Annotated in this window: 16 protein-coding genes; 5 read left to right on the plus strand and 11 right to left on the minus strand. The window is 38.3% G+C overall.

The features are described 5' to 3' along the window. Positions 1–19: 19 nt before the first annotated feature. The 8 genes from rpsG to parE form a co-directional block, all read right to left on the minus strand. Positions 20–490 carry a 30S ribosomal protein S7 gene (gene rpsG / locus ACGH6P_RS06600; protein ID WP_065559623.1) on the minus strand — a complete coding sequence of 157 codons (471 nt, stop codon included), beginning with the start codon at positions 488–490 and terminating at the stop codon, positions 20–22. 99 nt (positions 491–589) lie between these two features. Then, positions 590–964, minus strand: a complete 375-nt coding sequence (gene rpsL / locus ACGH6P_RS06605; RefSeq protein WP_025316630.1) for a 30S ribosomal protein S12 — start codon at positions 962–964, stop codon at positions 590–592. Positions 965–1,265: 301 nt separating this feature from the next. Beyond that, on the minus strand, positions 1,266–2,576 hold the full coding sequence (locus tag ACGH6P_RS06610; RefSeq protein WP_411597042.1) for an NCS2 family permease: 1,311 nt from the start codon (positions 2,574–2,576) through the stop codon (positions 1,266–1,268). 543 nt (positions 2,577–3,119) lie between these two features. Continuing rightward, entirely contained in the window at positions 3,120–4,688 is a 1,569-nt protein-coding gene (locus ACGH6P_RS06615; protein WP_065559625.1) for a TerC family protein, read from the minus strand. Positions 4,689–4,830: 142 nt separating this feature from the next. Further along, positions 4,831–6,273, minus strand: a complete 1,443-nt coding sequence (locus ACGH6P_RS06620; RefSeq protein WP_065559645.1) for a TrkH family potassium uptake protein — start codon at positions 6,271–6,273, stop codon at positions 4,831–4,833. 14 nt (positions 6,274–6,287) lie between these two features. Continuing rightward, entirely contained in the window at positions 6,288–7,130 is an 843-nt protein-coding gene (gene djlA / locus ACGH6P_RS06625) for a co-chaperone DjlA (RefSeq protein ID WP_411597043.1), read from the minus strand. Position 7,131: 1 nt separating this feature from the next. Continuing rightward, positions 7,132–9,360 (minus strand): DNA topoisomerase IV subunit A, encoded by a 2,229-nt coding sequence (gene parC / locus ACGH6P_RS06630; RefSeq protein WP_267351132.1) that lies wholly within the window; start codon positions 9,358–9,360, stop codon positions 7,132–7,134. Positions 9,361–9,387: 27 nt separating this feature from the next. Then, positions 9,388–11,277, minus strand: a complete 1,890-nt coding sequence (parE, locus tag ACGH6P_RS06635) for a DNA topoisomerase IV subunit B (RefSeq protein WP_065559628.1) — start codon at positions 11,275–11,277, stop codon at positions 9,388–9,390. A gap of 234 nt (positions 11,278–11,511) precedes the next feature. Between parE and ACGH6P_RS06640 the strand changes: the two genes are divergently transcribed. From ACGH6P_RS06640 to ubiA, 5 genes are all read left to right on the plus strand, one after another. Beyond that, the gene (locus ACGH6P_RS06640; RefSeq protein ID WP_411597044.1) at positions 11,512–13,959 is read left to right on the plus strand and encodes a DMSO/selenate family reductase complex A subunit; all 2,448 of its coding nucleotides are present in this window, start codon (positions 11,512–11,514) and stop codon (positions 13,957–13,959) included. A 14-nt stretch (positions 13,960–13,973) separates the two neighbouring features. Continuing rightward, positions 13,974–14,594, plus strand: a complete 621-nt coding sequence (locus tag ACGH6P_RS06645) for a DMSO/selenate family reductase complex B subunit (protein ID WP_267360597.1) — start codon at positions 13,974–13,976, stop codon at positions 14,592–14,594. Position 14,595: 1 nt separating this feature from the next. Beyond that, complete coding sequence (locus ACGH6P_RS06650) at positions 14,596–15,435, plus strand: dimethyl sulfoxide reductase anchor subunit family protein (protein ID WP_411597045.1); 840 nt, start codon at positions 14,596–14,598, stop codon at positions 15,433–15,435. A gap of 61 nt (positions 15,436–15,496) precedes the next feature. Continuing rightward, a complete protein-coding gene (locus tag ACGH6P_RS06655) occupies positions 15,497–16,057 on the plus strand; it encodes a molecular chaperone TorD family protein (RefSeq protein WP_411597046.1) in 561 nt (186 codons plus the stop codon). Between the two features lie 108 nt (positions 16,058–16,165). Then, positions 16,166–16,996: a 4-hydroxybenzoate octaprenyltransferase gene (ubiA, locus tag ACGH6P_RS06660; protein ID WP_267351140.1), complete on the plus strand. Its 831-nt coding sequence runs from the start codon at positions 16,166–16,168 to the stop codon at positions 16,994–16,996. Positions 16,997–17,128: 132 nt separating this feature from the next. On the opposite strand, the gene folP is transcribed toward ubiA, so the two are convergent. From folP to rlmE, 3 genes are all read right to left on the minus strand, one after another. After that, complete coding sequence (folP, locus tag ACGH6P_RS06665) at positions 17,129–17,965, minus strand: dihydropteroate synthase (RefSeq protein ID WP_220216056.1); 837 nt, start codon at positions 17,963–17,965, stop codon at positions 17,129–17,131. A gap of 168 nt (positions 17,966–18,133) precedes the next feature. Then, a complete protein-coding gene (ftsH, locus tag ACGH6P_RS06670) occupies positions 18,134–20,002 on the minus strand; it encodes an ATP-dependent zinc metalloprotease FtsH (protein WP_267351154.1) in 1,869 nt (622 codons plus the stop codon). 85 nt (positions 20,003–20,087) lie between these two features. Then, positions 20,088–20,714 (minus strand): 23S rRNA (uridine(2552)-2'-O)-methyltransferase RlmE, encoded by a 627-nt coding sequence (gene rlmE, locus ACGH6P_RS06675; protein WP_411597047.1) that lies wholly within the window; start codon positions 20,712–20,714, stop codon positions 20,088–20,090. Positions 20,715–20,766: the final 52 nt, after the last annotated feature.

Below are 20,766 nucleotides of genomic sequence, written 5' to 3' on the forward strand. Positions count from 1 at the left end.
CTTAATACGAGTGGAAAGATTACCAACGATAGTGTGCAAACGCTCTATTAGCCTCAGCCATACGATGAACATCTTCGCGTTTTTTCACAGCAGTGCCTTTGTTTTCAAAAGCATCCATAAGTTCATTCGCAAGGCGTAGAGCCATTGATTTATCGCCACGTTTACGTGCAGCTTCTACAATCCAACGCATTGCAAGTGCATTACGACGAACAGGGCGCACTTCAACAGGAACTTGGTATGTAGAACCACCAACGCGACGAGACTTAACTTCTACAGTTGGTCTTACGTTATCTAGTGCAACTTCGAAAGCTGCTAAGTGGTCTTTTCCACTACGCTCAGCTAATTTATCAAGAGCTGAATATACGATTGATTCTGCGATAGATTTTTTACCATCTATCATTAAAATATTTACAAATTTCGCCAGCAAATCTGAACCGAATTTCGGATCAGGTAGAATTTTTCTTTGACCGACAACATGACGACGTGGCATTGGAATACTCCGTTTATATGTTATAAATTTTCAGGTTTACCCAAAACTCAAATGAGTTAAATGGAATTATATAGTTTGGCCTTACTTAACGGAGTTCCATTAAGCTTTAGGTCGTTTTACACCGTATTTAGAACGGCTTTGTTTGCGATCTTTAACACCTGCGCAGTCTAATGCACCACGAACAGTGTGATAACGAACACCAGGTAAATCTTTAACACGACCACCGCGGATTAAAATCACGCTATGTTCTTGCAAGTTATGACCTTCACCACCGATATAAGAAGTAACTTCAAAACCGTTGGTTAAACGTACACGGCATACTTTACGTAATGCTGAGTTAGGTTTTTTCGGTGTAGTCGTGTAAACACGAGTACAAACACCGCGTTTTTGCGGGCATGCTTCAAGTGCAGGAACGTTACTTTTAACTTCCTTAAGTGCTCTTGGTTTGCGTACCAGCTGATTAATTGTTGCCATTAATAAGCTCCTGATTAATTAAAATAAATTTAAAATTGCATTTTAGATACGTAATTAATAACTGTAGACCAAAACCTAAATATATAAGTTTTGGGTCGCAAGATTCTAGACCTCAACAAGGATAATGTCAAGTTTTTGCTCGCATTTAACTATCGAACATAGACTTTATTCATTGGTAAGAAAATGCCCAATAAATGAGTAATAAAAAGTTTCACTTTTTCAAGTTTACGCCAACTGAAAGGGGATATATTAGTTAAAGATTGAGGGGTTCCTCATCAATAGCATTGATGAGGAATGACGATTAATGATGATCGATAAAGATAAATTTAAGTGCAAATAGTACAGCAAAAATGATGACACAAAGATTGAGTTCTTTATATTTACCGGTAAAAGTTTTTAATACCACATAAGAGATAAAACCAAGTGCAACCCCTTCAGTAATGGCGAAAGCAAAAGGCATCATTAAGGCAGTAATAAAGGCAGGTGTTGCGTCAGTTAAATCAGACCAGTTAACTTTCACTAAACTTGATACCATTAATATTCCCACAAATATTAGTGCGCCAGATGTTGCATAAGTCGGAACTAAATGCGCTAAAGGTGATAAGAATGTCATCATTAAAAATAAAATCCCAACGACAACAGCAGTTAAACCGGTGCGACCACCTACGGAAATACCCGCTGAACTTTCGATGTAAGTGAGAACTGATGAAGTCCCAAAAAGCCCACCAAGTGAAGAGCTGAAACTATCAATTAATAATGCTTGACGCATTTTAGGAAAGCGTCCTTTTTCGTCTGAAATGCCAGCTTTGTCGGTCAAGGCTAAAATCGTACCTGATGAATCAAATAAGCTGACGATCATGACGGAAAATATCACGCCCATTATACCGATATTAAGCGAACCGGCTAAATCAACATGACCGACTACGCTTGAAACACTTGGTGGAATAGAGGCGACGCCTTCATAATGAATATTAGGATCCAGCCACAGAGCAAGCAATGTGACCACGAGAATAGAGATTAGAACCGCAGCATGGAAGTTGCGCGCAGCTAAAATAATAATAATGAAAAAACCCAGAGAACCTAATAAGACTTTAAGAGATAGAATATTGCCTAAGGTTAATAATGTTGATGGAGAACTAACCACAATCCCCATATTTTGAAAGCCCATAAATGCAATAAACAGTCCAATACCCGCACTGATACCAACACGTAAACATTGTGGAATATGTTCTATTAGCCAATGGCGAACTTTAAAAAGGGATAGTGCAAAAAAGATTAACGATCCCCAAAATATTGCGCCCATTCCCACTTGCCAAGAATAGCCCATTGCGCCACACATGCCATAGGCAAAAAATACATTGAGTCCCATAGCAGGCGCCAACGCTATCGGTAAATTAGCAAACATGCCCATTAAAATCGATGCAAAGGCTGTTACTAAACAGGTTAATACAAATACTGCTGAGGTGTCCATGCCTGTTGCCGACAAAATGGAAGGATTAACAAAGATGATATAGACCATAGTAAGAAATGTCGTACATCCTGCAATCACTTCAGTACCAATGGTGGTTTTTTTTGCTTTCAATTGAAATATTTTTTCGAATATTGAATTCATAAGTTAAGGCCTAGTTTAGGTTAATAATAATGAATATTTGTATAATGCCATGACCACATTTTTGCTTATCATTAGTCAAGCGTGATAATTGTGGTGATTTGCTTGCTTATACAGTACAAAATTCACTGCATTATTATTACTGGTTCTTTTAACAGGTCAAGCATTATTCTGCTCAGTCTTTATTAATAAATACCTGTATTAAAAACTGACTTTAATAGTAATTTTCATATAGTCATTAAGTTGCGATGATGAAATAATAAATCCTGATTAAATTAATCATAATTTATCTGCGTATTTTATAGCATCTTTAAATAGATAGTAGGATAGGTATTTCCCTGTTTTTGGTTAACTCATCTGTTTATAGCGTAATGGAGACAAATCTAATCACTTGTTATTGTTTTGTTTGAAGACGAAAATAATCCTTAAAACCAATTGTTCAACATCTAATGTTGGATTTTTAATGAGGATAAAGAATATTGAATGGTTTTTTAAGATATCGTAACTCATTAATAATGAGTTACGATTGAGTATGCCCTTGGTTCATTAAATTGAATCAAGTTTGTTCAAAGTAATTTTAACTTTTAAAATACGATGGCTTTCAATTTCAGCTATTTCAAATAGGTAATCACCAATTTGCATGGTCTCACCGACTTCAAGTAAATGCTGTGCCTTTTCCATCAATAATCCTGCAAGAGTATGGTATTCACGTTTATCATCAATTGGGATTGGGACAAATCGAACCAACTCTTCAACCGGAATATAGCCATTGGCAATCCACGTATTATCATCCAGACATTGAATATCATGTTTGGCATCAATTTCTTCCTCTTCGGTTGGAAAATCGCCAGCGATAGTTTCGATGATGTCGGTAACGGAAACCACGCCCTGCATGGAACCAAATTCATCAACCACAAAAGCAAAATGGGTTTTGGCTTTTTTAAATTGTTCTAACGCAACAAGTAACGATACCGTTTCGGGAAAGATTAGCGGTTGCTTAATTAAAGAATTAATATCGATTGGTTCTTTATTTTGCAAAACATCTTTTAACAGGTCGTTAACTTGAATAATACCTAAAGGTTCGTCAATCGACGCATTATCAGTTACGACTAATCGTGAATGAGGATTTTCAAAAATCTCTTTCAAAATTGTTTCACGGTCGTCATTGATATTAACCATATCAACATCTAACCTTGCTGTCATAATACTGCTGACCGATCGCTGTGCCAGTCCAAGGACGCGTTCAACCATGTTGAGTTCTTGATGGTTAAAGACAGATTCTTTTTTATTGTTATCTGACACGGTATCAATTGTGTGAGTATCCGGATCTTCTTCAACATCGCCTTTCAGTAGATGTAAGATCGCTTCAGCAGTCCGTTCTCGCAATGGTTTTTTATTCAATGCTTTGCGACGATTGAATATGGCCAACTGATTAAAAAACTCAATCATGATTGAAAAACCAATAGCGGCATATAAGTAGCCTTTTGGAATGGCAAAACCAAATCCTTCCGCAACTAAACTAAACCCAATCATTAATAAAAAGCTCAAGCAAAGAATAACAATGGTGGGATGCGAATTGACAAAATAGGCTAACGGTTTACTTGCGACCATCATAATGCAAATTGCCACACAAACGGCAATAATCATGACTGGAATATTTTCAACCATACCGACTGCCGTAATCACAGAATCGAGAGAAAACACGGCATCTAAAATAACGATTTGAACAACGACAGTCCAAAAGTGTGAGGTTTTTTTCGATTTTCCTTCTTCGTGAGCTGCACCTTCAAGACGTTCATTGAGCTCCATGGTGGCTTTAAACAGTAAAAATATGCCTCCCACTAACATAATGAGTTGGCGAGCATTGAAACTAATCCCAAACGCTGTGAATAGTGGTGTCGTGAGTGTAACTAGCCAGCCGGTGAACATTAATAAAATAATGCGAGTAATTAATGCAAAAGCAAGACCAGTGATGCGTGCTTTATCGCGTTGGTGTGGTGGAAGCTTCTCGGCAAGAATGGCAATAAAAACAATGTTATCAATACCAAGGACGATTTCAAGTACAATCAGGGTGGATAAACCAATCCAGATTGTAGGATCCATGATCCATTCCATATGTCAGGTGATTACCTCTAATAAACACAGCACATGCTGCGTTCTAATTTTCTATGTAATTGACTAAATAATCAATAAAATATTTATGAATTTTGCATAATTTGGCAAAAAGTTTTATTTTTATGGGTGTTTGAGTTTAAGGTTAACTTCGCCAAAATGTTGGTGTAAAAAGGACTAATAATGTAAATATCTCTAGTCGTCCAAATAGCATATCGACAACCATCACCCATCTTACCACATCACTGACATGCGCAAAATTATCACTGACACTACCAAGCCCCACACCTAAATTATTCAGTGAAGAGGCAACAATATAAAAAGAGTCGGTTGCATCAACGCCTGTTGCCATGATGATAAATAAACTAATTAGAAAAACTAAAGCATAAGCAGAAAAGAATCCCCAAACTGATTCGATAATTCGTTCAGGTACAACTCGATGATTTAATTTTAAGGTATAGATAGCGTTTGGATGAATTAATCGTTTGAGCTCACGCGAACCTTGCATAAATAAAAGTAGTACTCTGACCACTTTTAAGCCACCTCCTGTCGAACCGGCACAACCACCAATGAACGAGGCACAAAGTAGAAAAATAGGTAATGATGAAGGCCATGTATTAATATCATCTACAGAAAATCCTGCTGTCGATGATATGGACACGACTTGTAATATGATTTTATCAATACTAAGGCGATGAGGTTTATAGAAAAAGATAACCACTGCGCATATGGCGATCAGTATTAATAGAATGAAAATAAATGTTCTAAACTCTTGGTCTCGCCAGTAAACTTTTATTGAAAAACCGCTTAATGCGGCAAAATGGAGCGCAAAGTTACAGCCAGATAAGATTAAAAATAGGGTAACAATATAGTTGATTGCCGGGCTATTAAAGTAAGCCAAATTATCATCATGGGTGGAAAATCCCCCCATTGAAATCGTTGAAAAGCTGTGGGAGATAGCATCAAATACATTCATGCCTGCAAACCACAAGCAGATTGCGCATAGTGTGGTAAGTAGAATATAGATTGACCAAAGGGTTTTTGCTGTTTCGGCAATACGTGGGCGCATTTTACTGTCTTTTTGTGGGCCGGGAATTTCAGCACGATAAAGTTGCATCCCCCCAACACCCAATAACGGTAGGATAGCAACCGCTAACACGATTATCCCCATTCCGCCAAGCCACTGCAGTAATTGTCGATAAAACAGTAACGCTTTAGGTAAATGGTCTAACTTCACAATGGTGGTTGCCCCCGTTGTTGTTAAACCAGAAAATGATTCGAAAAATGCTGTCGTTAAGTTTAAATTAATGTGATTATCAAAAATGAATGGAAAAGCGCCAATAGTACCTAATACGACCCAAAAAAGTACCACAATAAAAAAGCCTTCACGGGTGTTAAGTTCGTGACGTTGGTGTCGATTTGGTAACCACAACAAGCCGCCTAAAATCAAGGCAGCAAAAAAAGAACGAAGAAATATCGCACCAGCGCCATCACGATAAATTAATGCGACTAAAGCAGGTAATAACATGAAAACAGATAATAATGTTATCAATAATCCTACAATTCGAATAATTGAACGCCAATGCATCATCGTTGTTGTCTCTATTTAAATCCGCGCGATACTTTTATGAGATCATAAGCAGCTTGAATCTCTTGAGCGCGTTTTTTGGCAGCTTCAAGCATCTCTTTAGGTAAGCCTTTTGACACTAACTTATCGGGATGATGCTCATTCATTAGTTTTCGATATGCTTTTTTTATTTCTGCAATTTCGGCTGATGATTCGATACCTAAAATTTTATATGCATTTTGCAGATCTGATTGTGCTGAACGACCTTGATAACCCTGATATTGTTGATATTGGTAATGCTGATCTTGGTATTGATTTTGGTGATGACCATTTTGACGAAAATGGTAGCTTCCCATCATCATTTTAATATACATGGTCATTTGTTGACGAGGAATATTAAATTCTTCTGCCACAATATACAATATTTGTGACTCTTTTTCATCTAAATGACCATCAACCAGTGCCGCTTGAATGAGTTGTTCACAAAAAATATTTAACACATTACGTCGAAAGCGGTATTGAATATATATCTCTTTTAAACGAGCTCGAAGAGGATAATCCGCAGCTTTACCTCGATTAAATGAGTCTTGCGCAAGTCGTCGACTGTTGCTATCAAGTTGTAGTCTATCCATAAAATGGCGTGCAAGATTGATGTCATCTTGTGTGACCACACCTTTTGCTTTACTGAGATGACCAAGTACTTCAAAAACAATGGTTAAATATAATGTTGGATTGGTTTGACTTCTTTGTTGGTTTAGCTTGTTACAAAAGGTTTGATAGAGCATTGGACCAACAAAAAATCCAAGTACATAACCCCATCCCGATTTTAATACAATGCTTAATACAAAGCCTGTAATAATCGCCCAAATAAAAGACATACTATTTGTTTACCTCAATTCGATCTATTTTTTGTAGCCCACGTGGTAAAGCGCTACCTTTACGAGCACGTTCTGCCCTAAATTTTTGTAAATCAACAGGATTTAGGGTAAGTTTGCGTTTGCCAACATATAAGGTGATGGATGTTTCCGGTGTAATTAAAATCATATAAGCAAGGCTGTCATCTGCATTGGATAATGAGATTATTTTGTTTCCTTTGCCTTTTGCCAATTCGGGTAGATCTTTTACAGGGAAAATAAGCATCCGTCCTGCTTGGGTAATGGATAAAAGTAAGCTTTCATCATTTGAAATTTCAATAGGCGTGAGTACTTTCGCATTATTCGGTAGATTAATTATGGCTTTACCGTTTCGGTTACGTGCGACTAAATCGCTAAATTGACATATAAATCCATACCCCGCACTTGAGGCAAGTAAAAATTTTTGATTGTCATTCGCTGACATCAAAACATGCTCAACACTTGCACCAGCAGGTAATGCTAATTTACCCGTAAGTGGTTCGCCTTGTCCTCGCGCTGAAGGTAATGTATTGGGTTCAATAGCATAGCTACGGCCTGTTGAGTCAATAAATACCACAGGTTGATTACTTTTTCCTTTTGCGGCCGCTTTAAAACTATCGCCAGCTTTGTAACTCAATCCCGTTGGATCAATATCATGACCTTTAGCCGCTCTTACCCAACCCATTTCAGATAAGACAATGGTCACCGGTTCTGACGGTATTAGTTCTTGTTCGGTAATGGCTTTTGCTTCACTGCGTTCAACAATTGGAGAACGGCGTTCATCCCCGTATTTATCAGCGTCTTGTTGAAGCTCTTTTTTAATTAAACTATTCAATTTTCTAGGCGAACCGAGTAATGCTTGCAGCTGATCACGCTCTTTAGCGAGATCACTTTGCTCACCTTTGATACGCATCTCTTCAAGTTTAGCTAAATGGCGAAGTTTTAACTCTAAAATCGCTTCAGATTGGATTTCAGTTAAATTAAACCGTTGCATTAACTCTGTTTTAGGATCGTCTTCATAGCGAATAATATTAATGACTTCATCGATATTTAAAAAGGCGATAAGTAAACCATCTAAAATATGAAGGCGTTTTAATACTTTGTCTAAACGATAGTTTAAACGTCTGGTTACCGTATTACGACGATATTCTAACCATTCAGTTAAAATCTCAACTAACCCTTTGACGGATGGGCGATTGTCTAGCCCAATCATATTCATATTGACCCGATAGCTTTTTTCCAGATCGGTTGTGGCAAATAGGTGATTCATGACCTGTTCTAAGTCAACACGATTAGAGCGAGGTACAATGACGAGTCGTGTTGGATTCTCATGATCAGATTCATCACGTAAATCTTCAATTAATGGTAATTTTTTGGCACGCATTTGCGAGGCAATTTGCTCTAAAATTTTCGCACCAGAAACTTGATGTGGCAGATCAGTGATAACGATATCACCTTCTTCTTTTTTCCATACAGCGCGCATACGAATGGAGCCACGTCCCGTCTTATAGATTTTTTCTATATCTTGTGGTGGGGTGATGATTTCTGCTTCAGTTGGAAAGTCAGGCCCTTGTATGTGAGCCATCACTTCGCTTAGCGTGGCTTTCGGATTATCTGCCAGCATAATCGCTGCATTGGCCACTTCACGAATATTATGGGGTGGGATATCGGTCGCCATCCCAACAGCAATACCTGTAGTACCATTTAATAGAATATTCGGTAATCTGGCCGGTAACATTTTTGGTTCTTGTAATGTACCGTCAAAATTAGGGGTGTAATCGACCGTACCTTGTCCTAATTCGCCTAATAGTAGTTCGGCATATTTAGATAGGCGTGATTCGGTATAACGCATTGCAGCAAAGGATTTTGGATCATCTGGCGCCCCCCAGTTACCTTGTCCGTCAACTAATGGATAGCGGTAAGAAAATGGTTGTGCCATCAGTACCATTGCTTCATAACAGGCGCTATCACCATGTGGATGATATTTACCTAAAACGTCACCGACAGTACGTGCTGATTTTTTAAATTTAGCCTGAGCGTTAAGCCCTAATTCTGACATGGCATAAACAATACGGCGTTGCACTGGTTTTAGACCGTCACCAATAAAAGGTAGTGCACGATCCATAATGACATACATAGAGTAGTTTAAATAAGCGCTTTCTGTAAAGGTACGTAGCGACTGAACTTCTACTCCGTCATGAGTTATCTCACTCATTATTGTTCCTCTAAATCATTCTTTATGTTAGACATCAAGTTGGACTTGGTCACCTTTTTCTTGCAACCATTCACGGCGATCTTCTGAACGTTTTTTAGCAAGTAACATATCCATTAACGCCATTGTTTCTTCTGAATTATCTAATGATAACTGTACTAAACGGCGAGTATTTGGGTCCATCGTTGTTTCACGCAGTTGCAGTGGATTCATTTCACCGAGACCTTTAAAACGTTGTACATTCGGTTTGCCTTTTTTCCGTTTAAGCTGATCTAAAATTCCTTCTTTCTCTTCTTCATCTAAGGCGTAATGGACTTCTTTACCAAGATCGATACGATATAATGGTGGCATAGCAACAAAAACATGTCCGTGTTCGACCATTGCACGAAAGTGACGAACAAATAGCGCACAAAGTAGGGTGGCAATATGTAAACCGTCAGAATCGGCATCGGCTAAAATACAGATTTTACCATATCGTAATTGGCTTAAATCATCACTATCAGGATCAATACCAATCGCGACCGAAATATCGTGGATTTCTTGAGAACCAAGGACTTCATCCGATGAGACTTCCCAAGTGTTTAGAATTTTACCTTTTAATGGCATTATCGCTTGATATTCCCGATCTCGAGCCTGTTTAGCTGAGCCACCTGCGGAATCGCCTTCCACTAAAAAAAGTTCAGTTCGGCTTAAGTCTTGTGATGAACAGTCCGCAAGCTTGCCCGGTAATGCCGGACCGCTAGTTAATTTTTTACGAATAACTTTTTTTGAAGCTCTTAATCGTCGTTGTGCACTGGAGATCACCATTTCAGCCAGTAATTCAGCGGTTTGTACATGCTGATTTAACCACAAGCTAAAGGCGTCTTTAACAATGGCAGATACAAATGCAGCACTTTGTCTGGATGATAAGCGCTCTTTGGTTTGTCCTGCAAATTGTGGCTCTTGCATTTTTACAGATAACACATAAGCACAGCGTTCCCAAATATCATCAGCCGTCAATTTTATGCCACGTGGTAACAAATTACGAAATTCACAAAATTCGCGCATTGCATCAAGCAGTCCTTGGCGTAAACCATTGACATGGGTACCACCTTGCACGGTAGGAATTAAGTTAACATAGCTTTCTGTTAATAGTTCGCCACCTTCCGGCATCCACAAGAGTGCCCATTCAACGGCTTCTGTATCACCGGTATGGCTGCCGGTAAATGGCTCTTCCGGTAGTAGTGAGTAACCACTGACGGATTCCATTAAGTAATCTTTTAAGCCATCTTGATAACACCAGCGTTGTTCGGTGTTATTAATTTTATCTTTAAAGATGATTTCAAGACCAGGACAAAGTACCGCTTTTGCTTTGAGTAGATGAGATAAACGGGGTACTGAAAATCTTGGTGAATCAAAATATTTTTCGTCTGGCCAAAAGTGAACTTTTGTGCCCGTGTTACGACGTCCACACGTACCAGTTACATGAAGATCTTCGACTTTTTCGCCATTTTCAAACGCAATTTGGTATACTTGACCATCTCGGTTAACGGTCACTTCTACCCGTTTAGATAGCGCATTAACAACTGAGATACCCACACCATGAAGTCCACCAGAGAATTGATAATTTTTATTAGAAAATTTACCGCCAGCGTGTAAACGGCAAAGTAATAATTCAATAGCCGGTACCCCCTCTTCGGGATGAATATCAACAGGCATACCTCGCCCATCATCAATAACTTCTAATGAATTATCTTCATAAAGCGTGACTTTAACTTGACGAGCGTGACCGGCTATTGCTTCATCGACACTATTATCGATAACCTCTTGCCCTAAATGATTTGGGCGAGCCGTGTCGGTATACATGCCTGGACGATGACGAACAGGATCGAGCCCTTTTAAGACTTCAATATCAACAGCGTTATAAGTAGATTGTGACATAGTTTTTCTATTTATTCGAATAAATGACCTTATTATACCAATCTTTCTTTAAGATGCATGAAATTAAATTTATAATGAAAAGCAAATTCAGTATTTTTACCAAGTATTTATTGAGAATAATTGTTATTACCTTAATTTATTGATAGTTAAAAGACGGTTTATGCCGTTTTCTATTTTATCAGCCCATCTAAAGTATTATGATAAATAAATCCCAAATAGACATAAGGGAACAAAATGAGCAAGTCAGATAATAAGATAACCCGACGAGATTTTTTACAAAAATCGTTAGCAATTGGGAGCGTTGCGGCATTAGCCAATACCATTCAATCCCCATTTGTGTACGCAGAACCTAACGTTAATGACAATGATAGTCTTGCCAGTTCGGATAATGAGGAAAAAATCGTCTATAGTGCTTGTTTAGTTAACTGTGGTAGTCGCTGTCCTCTAAAAGTCCATGTGAAGAATGATATTATTACTAAAATTTCTTCGGAAGACGGCATTAATGATCCTGTCTTTGGTCTGCATCAAATTCGTCCTTGCTTGCGAGGAAGAGCGGTACGTTGGCGAACTTACGATCCTGAGCGTTTAAAATATCCTATGGTGCGAGTGGGTAAGCGTGGTGAAGGTAAATTCAAACGTATTTCATGGAATGAAGCAATCGCTTTATTGGCAAATAAACTCAAGTATACCATTAATCAATATGGCAACGAGTCTATTTATTATCAATATGGTACAGGTACTACAGGTGCAAATATTTCTGGGCGTAGTGCTTGTAAGCGATTCTTGAGTACGATTGGTGGTTACCTTAATTATCATGGTGATTATTCAAGTGGTCAAATAACCGCTATTCAACCTTATATTTATGGCAATGCAAAAGAGTCGTTAATAGACCAAATTAAACACTCTGATCTAGTGGTAATGTTTGGACAAAATATTGCTGAAACCAGAATGTCGGGTGGAGGGCAGGTGACTGAGCTATTCAATGCATTATCACAAAGTAAAGCAAAGGTGATTATTATTGATCCAAGGCGTAGTGAAAGTGTTGTGGGTTACAATGCTGAGTGGATTCCAATTATTCCTGGAACGGATGCCGCTTTAGTTGCTGCAATCGGTTATGCTTTACTTGAAGAAGATAGAATTGATGATGCAATGCTCAATCAATATTGTGTGGGCTGGAATGCTGACTCATTACCCGATAGTGCACCGCCTTTTAGTGATTTTAAATCTTATATTCTTGGATTAGGTGATGACAGAACGCCTAAAACCCCTGAATGGGCAGCTAAAAAAACCGGTATTCCAGCTAAACAAATTCGTCAGCTTGCATTAGATATTGTCAATGCTAAAGCGGCATGGATTTCTCAAGGTTGGGGGGCTCAGCGTTGGCAAAATGGTGAGCATACTACCCGAGCGATTATGATACTGCCAATTATCACGGGTCAGTTTGGTAAACAAGGTACTAATATCGGAACTTGGGGCGGCAGCGTAACTTATCCGGTTCCTGGTCTGAATCTGTTAAATCCGATTAAAACCAGTATTCCATTTTTTTTATGGACAAAAGCGATTGAAGAACCGCAGAACATGACAGCTAAAAATGCTTATATACTGGGTAAAGATAAATTGGATGTTGGTATCAAGTTTATCTGGAGCTATGCCAGTAATGTAATTGGTAATCAGCATGCCGATCTCAATCGAACCCATCAGATTTTACAAGATGAATCAAAATGCGAATTTATCTTGGTTTGGGATACGCATATGACCGCTTCAGCAAGGTATGCCGATTTGTTATTACCTGATGTGTCGTCAGTGGAAAGTCATGATTTAATCAATAATTCCTATGCATCGGGCGCTTATCACTATGTGATTCGTATGCAACAAGCCATTAAGCCACTTTGGGAAAATCGTCCGGCTTATGATGTGCTAACCGAATTGTCTGAAAAAATGGGCGTTAAAGATAAATTTACGGAAGGACGAACACAAGAGGAGTGGATAGCGTATAGTTATGAAAGAATGCGCAAACAAAATCCTGATTTACCGTCTTTTGCCGAAACAGACGGTATGGGAGTTATTGATCGTAAATTAGCCGATAGTGATAATCACATTGCTTTAAAGGCATTTCGCGATGATCCCGTTAATCATCCGTTAAATACCCCATCGGGCAAGATTGAAATTTATTCTGAAGCCTTAGCGAAAATTGCGCGTGAATGGGAATTTGAGCAGGACGATAAACTTTATCCTATTCCAGCTTATTTACCTGCAATTGAAGGAAGTGAAGATAAGCTGAAACAAGAAAAATACCCATTACAGTTAATTGGATTTCATATTAAAGGACATTGCCACTCGTCTTATAGCAATCTCCCTCAATTGCGTGAGGCTGTTGCCAGTAGTCTGTGGATCAATCCCATTGATGCTCAGCAGAGACACATAAAGCATGGTCAATTAGTCGAAGTTTTTAACGATCGCGGTCGATTATATATACCTGCAAAAGTAACGCCACGTATATTACCCGGGGTGATTGCCATTCCACAAGGGTTATGGGCAAAAACCAATGCAGTGGGTATCGATATTGGGGGGTGTGTCAATCGATTAACTTCATTGCGTCCTTCGGTATTGGCAAAATCAAATTCACAACATACCAATTTGGTTGATATCAAACCAATATCCAGTATGTCTTCGGCATCATAAGTCACAGGGAGATGATGAAAATGCAATATGGATTCTTTATTGATTCTTCCAAATGTACCGGATGTAAAACCTGCCAAGTCAGCTGTAAAGACGAGAAAGATAATGCGCTTGGGGTGCATTTTCGACGAGTCTATGAATATGGTGGCGGCACATGGCAGCAAGTAGCTGGAATTTGGCAGAATGATACATTTACTTATTATTTGTCGATCGCCTGTAACCATTGTGATGAGCCGACTTGCGTACAAGGCTGCCCTACGGGGGCAATGCACAAACGCAAGCAAGATGGCTTAGTGGTTGTTAATCAAGATGTGTGTATCGGGTGTCGGTATTGTGAAATGCGTTGTCCTTATGGTGCACCACAGTATGATCATCAAAAGCGTGTCATGTCAAAATGCGATGGCTGTTATGAACGTGTCGCCGAAGGATTAAAGCCCGTGTGTGTCGAATCTTGTCCGCAACATGCTTTAGATTTTGACGAGATAGGCAAATTACGTGAACGTTATGGTAATGAACGTAATATTGCTCCTTTGCCTAATGCTGAGCTAACTAAACCCAATATTGTGATTAAACCCCATGCACAAGCTAAGAGTTCGGGTGATACATTGGGTAAAGTGCTCAATCCAGAGGAGGTTTAATATGCATGAATTACCACTCGTTTTTTTTACGGTATTGGGGCAATTATCTGCGGGAATGGTATTGCTGAGTAGCTCGTCTTGTTTCATCAATCATTCACAAGCTAAACAAGTTATTAGACAAAAAATTAATGGGTTAGCACTGCTTTTTATGGCTCTTGGTATGCTAATTGCCTCATTCCATTTGGGGCATCCCATGCGTGCCTTCAATGTGATTTTTGGTATCGGTCGTTCGCCAATGAGTAATGAAATTTTTACCTTTAGTGTATTGTTTGGAGTCACGTTTGTATCCTTGTTACTCAATTATTTTGCCCTTTATCCCAATAGTGAAAAACTTGATATGATTAAGCCGCTTTGTTTAAAGATAAATCGCATCCCTTATATAAATCAACTATTAGCGATCGTGTTAATGATACTAAGTTTAGTGTTTGTTTGGACGATTGTTTTAACGTATAGATTACCCACAGTGAAAACGTGGGATACTGTTTATACACCGATTCAAATGTATCTAACGGTGCTGGTATTAGGTGGTATTGCTAGTGCTAGGGTTGGGCTATATCGATTAGGAACTGGTGCTTTTATTATTGGCGTTTTATTAATTGTGCTGTCAAAGGTACCTTATTTTAATTTAATGACTTCAATCAGTCCGGCGCTTGCTAATGCGCAATTGAGTTGGATGATAATCGAGTGCATTTTATTAATTGTTGCGCTAATGTTGATTATTCTTAATTATTGGCGAACAAAACATATGACGATACTTTGTACTACAGCCTTTGCTTGTACTTTTTTGGGTGAGGTTTGTGGACGTATTGCCTTTTATAATTTATGGACAATACCGCTATAATCATTGAAGCTAATTACTCATAGCAAATTAAGTCATTTTATAATGAATAAGAGAGATAAGATTGGATAATCTAACTACCGCCACCTTAGCAAAAATCATTGGGGCATTTTTTTACTATTCTCCTCGAAGTGAAACCGTCAAACCGTTGGTTGAGGTTTTACTCCATATCGATCAGCTGGCTAATTGGCAAAATCCCAAATTAATTTGTCAGCAATGTCAAAGATTGGCGGCAGAATTATCCCATCAAGATCTTGATTATCAATTTTCACTGTTATTTGAAGGACAAGGTGAAATGCTTGCCCCACCTTGGGGATCGGTCTATTTGGATCAAGAAAAGTTATTAATGGGGGAATCACAAGAACGTTATCGTGAATTTTTACAGCAACAGGGGTTAATGCTGTCTACTGGTATGAATGAGCCTGAAGATCAGTTTGGATTAATGTTAATGGCATTTGCATTACTGCTGGAAAAAAATCAGCCACAAACAGCAAAACAATTATTAAATGAACATTTATTTACGTGGTCTACTTACTATTTAAACCAATTAAAACATAATCAAATTAGTCCGTTTTATGCTGCTCTTGCCGTTATTGCAGAACAATATTTAGAGATGCTTCAATGAGCCTGCTTGTTAATTGTAGCAATTAATTTGACTCAATTATTGAGAGCGTTACAGTTTTTGAAGGAAAAGGTATAATTTACCCATTGTTATATAAGATAGAAATCAGATATGTTAGCTTATTTACAACTTATGCGGTTAGATAAACCAATTGGAATCTTGCTATTGCTTTGGCCAACTATAACGGCAATTTGGCTTGCAAATCCTCATCCACCAGTTGAACTTGTTGTTATCTTTGTACTGGGTGTTGTTGTGATGCGAGCGGCAGGGTGTGTGGTAAATGATTATGCTGATCGCCATTTTGATGCGCATGTGGAGCGAACCCAACACCGTCCGTTAGCGCAAGGCGTATTAACCGCAAAGAATGCTTTATGGACATTATTGATATTGTTGTTAATGGCTGCTTGTTTATTATTCTTTTTAAATACTTTGTCGTGGATGATTGCTGGCTGTGCATTGTTAACTGCAATGATTTACCCGTTTATGAAGCGTTATACCTACTTTCCGCAAATAGTATTAGGGATTGCATTTAGTTGGAGCATTCCAATGGTCTATGCGGCCACAATTGAACAGTTCCCGTTAACCTGTTGGTTATTGTGTTTGGCAAATATTTGTTGGACAGTTGCTTATGATACGGAATATGCCATGGTTGATCGCAATGATGATATCAAAATTGGCATTAAATCAACGGCTGTTTTGTTTGGGCACTATGATAAATTGATAATTGGCATTTTACAGATAATAACGGTGATTTGCTTGATAATTATTGGTCTTAGTAATCATTTGTCTTTTATTTATTATAGTGGAATATCGATCATGTCGTTACTGTTTCTTTATCAACAATGGTTGATAAACGATCGTGATAGAACTCGATGCTTCAAAGCTTTTCAAAATAATAATTATGTCGGTTTAGTGATGTTTTTAAGTGTTGTTATTGTTTAATGATTATTAGAAACAGTAATACCAAAAGTTGAAAATTCTTAAGAATAAAACAAAAAGGGATTTTTATCTTATTTGTCTAAAAATTCCCTTTTTAACAAAATAACAGCTCATTTTGTTGAAGTTAAATCCCGTTTATTCCTGTTCAGCTAAAGTGGCTTGCACAATTCGCAGTGCATCAAAGGTTTCTTTTACATCATGAACTCGAATAATCTGTGCACCTTTCATCGCTGCAATTACTGCACAAGAAACACTACCTAACATACGTTCTTTAGGCGGAACATTTAATACTTGTCCAATCATGGATTTTCGAGACATACCAACTAATAGCGGTAAATGAAAGTGATGAAATTTTTCAAGTGTTGCTAGTAATCGATAATTGTGTGCTAATGTTTTACCAAAGCCAAAACCCGGATCAAGAATAATTTTTTCTCGCTCAATCCCTGCATTGATGCAACGATTGATATGTTGGGCAAAAAATTGATCGACTTCTTGATAGATGTCTTGCTGATAATGTGGCGCATTTTGCATAGTTTGAGGATCGCCTTGCATATGCATAATGCAAACTGGTAATCCTGTTTGGGCTGCGGCTTCGACTGCACCAGACTCTGTTAATGCTCGTATATCATTAATTAAGTGGGCTCCTGCTTTTGCTGACTCTGTCATAACTTGAGGTTTAGAGGTATCAACAGAAATCCAAACATCAAAATAGCGAGCCACTTTTTCAACTAAAGGCACCACTCTATCTAGCTCTTCTTCAACTGATACAATGGCTGCACCAGGGCGTGTTGATTCACCGCCTATATCAATAAATGTTGCGCCTGCTTGTATCATATTATCAACTCGACGCATGGCATCATCAAGATTGTTATAATTACCGCCATCAGAAAACGAATCCGGCGTCATGTTTACGATACCCATTACTTGAGGAAAAGAGAGATCCATAATTTGATTGTTGAAACGAATTTCCATGATTATGCCTTATTTAAGTCATCTGCTACTCAATTTTGCTATCGTTAAACTTAGTTATAAGCTAAATAATAGCAAAATCATTTAAGCTTGTTACCTGTTTTTATTTTAGATTTTTCTGAGTTATCCGATAAAAAACGCGCCGTAGCGCGTTATAAAAATTAAAACAGATTAATTATCAGATTCAGGTGGTGTATCACGACCTTCATTCGGAACTTCTTGTGCTGCTTTTTCATCACTGGCTGTCCAACCCTCTGGTGGCGTGACTGGCTGGCGATTCATCAGTTCATCAATCTGTTTTTTATCAATTGTTTCATACTTGAGTAAAGCATCTTTCATTGCATGAAGAATATCAATATTTTCAGTTAGTGTTGTTTTAGCTCGTTGATAGTTTCGTTGAAGGATTGCATCAACTTCTTCATCAATAATTTTAGCTGTACCATCAGATATTTTCTTCATGACTCCATAAGAAGACTCTTCATATTCAAACAATGCAGGTGGTAAACGATCTGAGAAGCCCCATTGTGTCACCATTGCTCTGGCTACATTTGAAGCGTATCGTATATCACTTGAAGCACCAGAGGTAATTTTATCTTCGCCATAAATTAAGCCTTCGGCAATTCGTCCTGCATAAGCTGTTGAAATTTTTGATTCTAACTGAGTACGAGTTTGACTAATTTGATCACCTTCCGGTAAGAAGAAGGCGACACCTAACGCCCCTCCTCGAGGAATAATCGTGACTTTATGGAGCGGATCATGATCTGGCATTAAATAACCCACAATTGCGTGTCCCGCTTCATGATAAGCCGTATTGGTTAATTGCTCTTTTGTCATGGATAATGAACGACGTTGAGTACCCATATCGATTTTATCTTTGGCTTCTTCAAACTCATCCATCGTGACTAAACGTTTATTACGGCGAGCGGCAAATAGTGCTGCTTCGTTAACTAAATTAGCTAATTGAGCACCCGAATAATTTGGTGTTCCGCGGGCTAATACTGCTAGATTAACATCAGACCCTAAAGGCACTTTACGTACATGTACTGCCAGAATTTGCTCACGACTTTTTAAGTCAGGTAAATCAATTTGAACTTGACGGTCAAAACGACCAGGACGAAGTAATGCAGGATCGAGAATATCAGCACGGTTTGTTGCTGCAATCATAATAATGCCACTGTTAGCTTCAAAACCATCCATTTCAACTAACATTTGGTTTAGGGTTTGTTCGCGTTCGTCATGACCGCCCATTGAACCCGCTCCACGTTTGCGACCAACAGCATCAATTTCATCAATAAAGATAATACAAGGTGAATGTTTACGGGCTTGTTCAAAGAGATCACGTACACGTGATGCGCCAACACCAACAAACATTTCAACAAAGTCGGAACCTGAAATACTAAAGAAAGGCACATTGGCTTCACCGGCAATGGCTCTAGCTAATAATGTTTTACCGGTACCCGGTGGTCCAACCATCAAAATACCTTTTGGTATACGTCCACCTAATTTTTGGTATTTCCCCGGATCACGTAAAAAATCGACTACTTCTGTTACTTCTTGCTTGGCTTCTTCACTGCCTGCGACATCGGTAAATTTGGTTTTTACTTGATCTGGCGCTAACATCCGAGCTTTACTTTTACCCACCGACATTGGTCCGCCTTTACCACCGCCTTGCATTTGACGCATGACAAAGATCCAAAATCCGATTAATAAAATAATGGGGAACCAAGAGATTAAAATACTTGCTAACAAACTTGGTTTTTCATCTGGACTACCATAAACGGCAACTTTATTTAAAACTAAGTCATCCATTAATTTTTCATCAAAATAAGGGATGTAAGTTACATAGTTACGATTATCTTTTGTCGTGGCAATAATTTCGCGTCCATTAATATGCACTTCTTGGATTTTACCACTGGTGATATCGGAATTAAATTGAGTATAATTGATTTGAGGACCGCTATTTGATATTGAGCTGAATTGATTAAATACAGCTATCAATACTACGGCAATAATTCCCCAGATCAGTAAATTCTTTACCATGTCGTTCAAAAGAAAAACCTCTCATAAAAATTAACAGTTACGACTAAAATTAGGAAGTAATGGTACTACAAAATTGTGCTACTGGCTACTTCATACCCATTGCAACGATATAAACTTCTCTCGATCGCGATCTGGATGCTTCAGGTTTGCGAATTTTGACAGTTTTAAACATCGATCTAACTTGTTTTAAATAATCTTCAAATCCCTCACCTTGAAATACTTTGACAATAAAATTGCCATTTGGGGCAAGGACATCTCGACACATATCTAAAGCAAGTTCAACTAAATACATTGCTCTTGGAATATCAACAGCAGGTTGACCACTCATGTTAGGAGCCATATCTGACATGACGACTTGTACTTTTTCTTTACCAACACGGTCAAGTAATGCTTTAAGCACGGTTTCGTCTCGGAAATCACCTTGTAGAAAATCAACACCGACAATCGGATCCATCGGTAATAAATCGCAAGCGATAATTCGTCCTTTGCTACCAATAACAGACGCCACATATTGTGACCATCCACCAGGCGCTGCGCCTAGATCAACAACGGTTATGCCGGGTTTAAATAATTTGTCACTTTTTTGAATTTCTTCTAATTTGAACCATGCTCGCGATCGTAAACCTTTTTTTTGTGCTTGTTGCACAAAGCGATCATTAAAATGTTCATTAAGCCAACGAGTCGAGCTTGCTGAGCGTTTTTTGTTACTCACAGGGAATAAATCCTTATAGTAAAGAGTTCACTTCAATTGATTACAAATATAT

This window comes from Gilliamella sp. CG25, from assembly GCF_046635705.1.
In the GTDB taxonomy this organism is placed as follows: Bacteria; Pseudomonadota; Gammaproteobacteria; order Enterobacterales; family Orbaceae; genus Gilliamella; species Gilliamella apicola_I.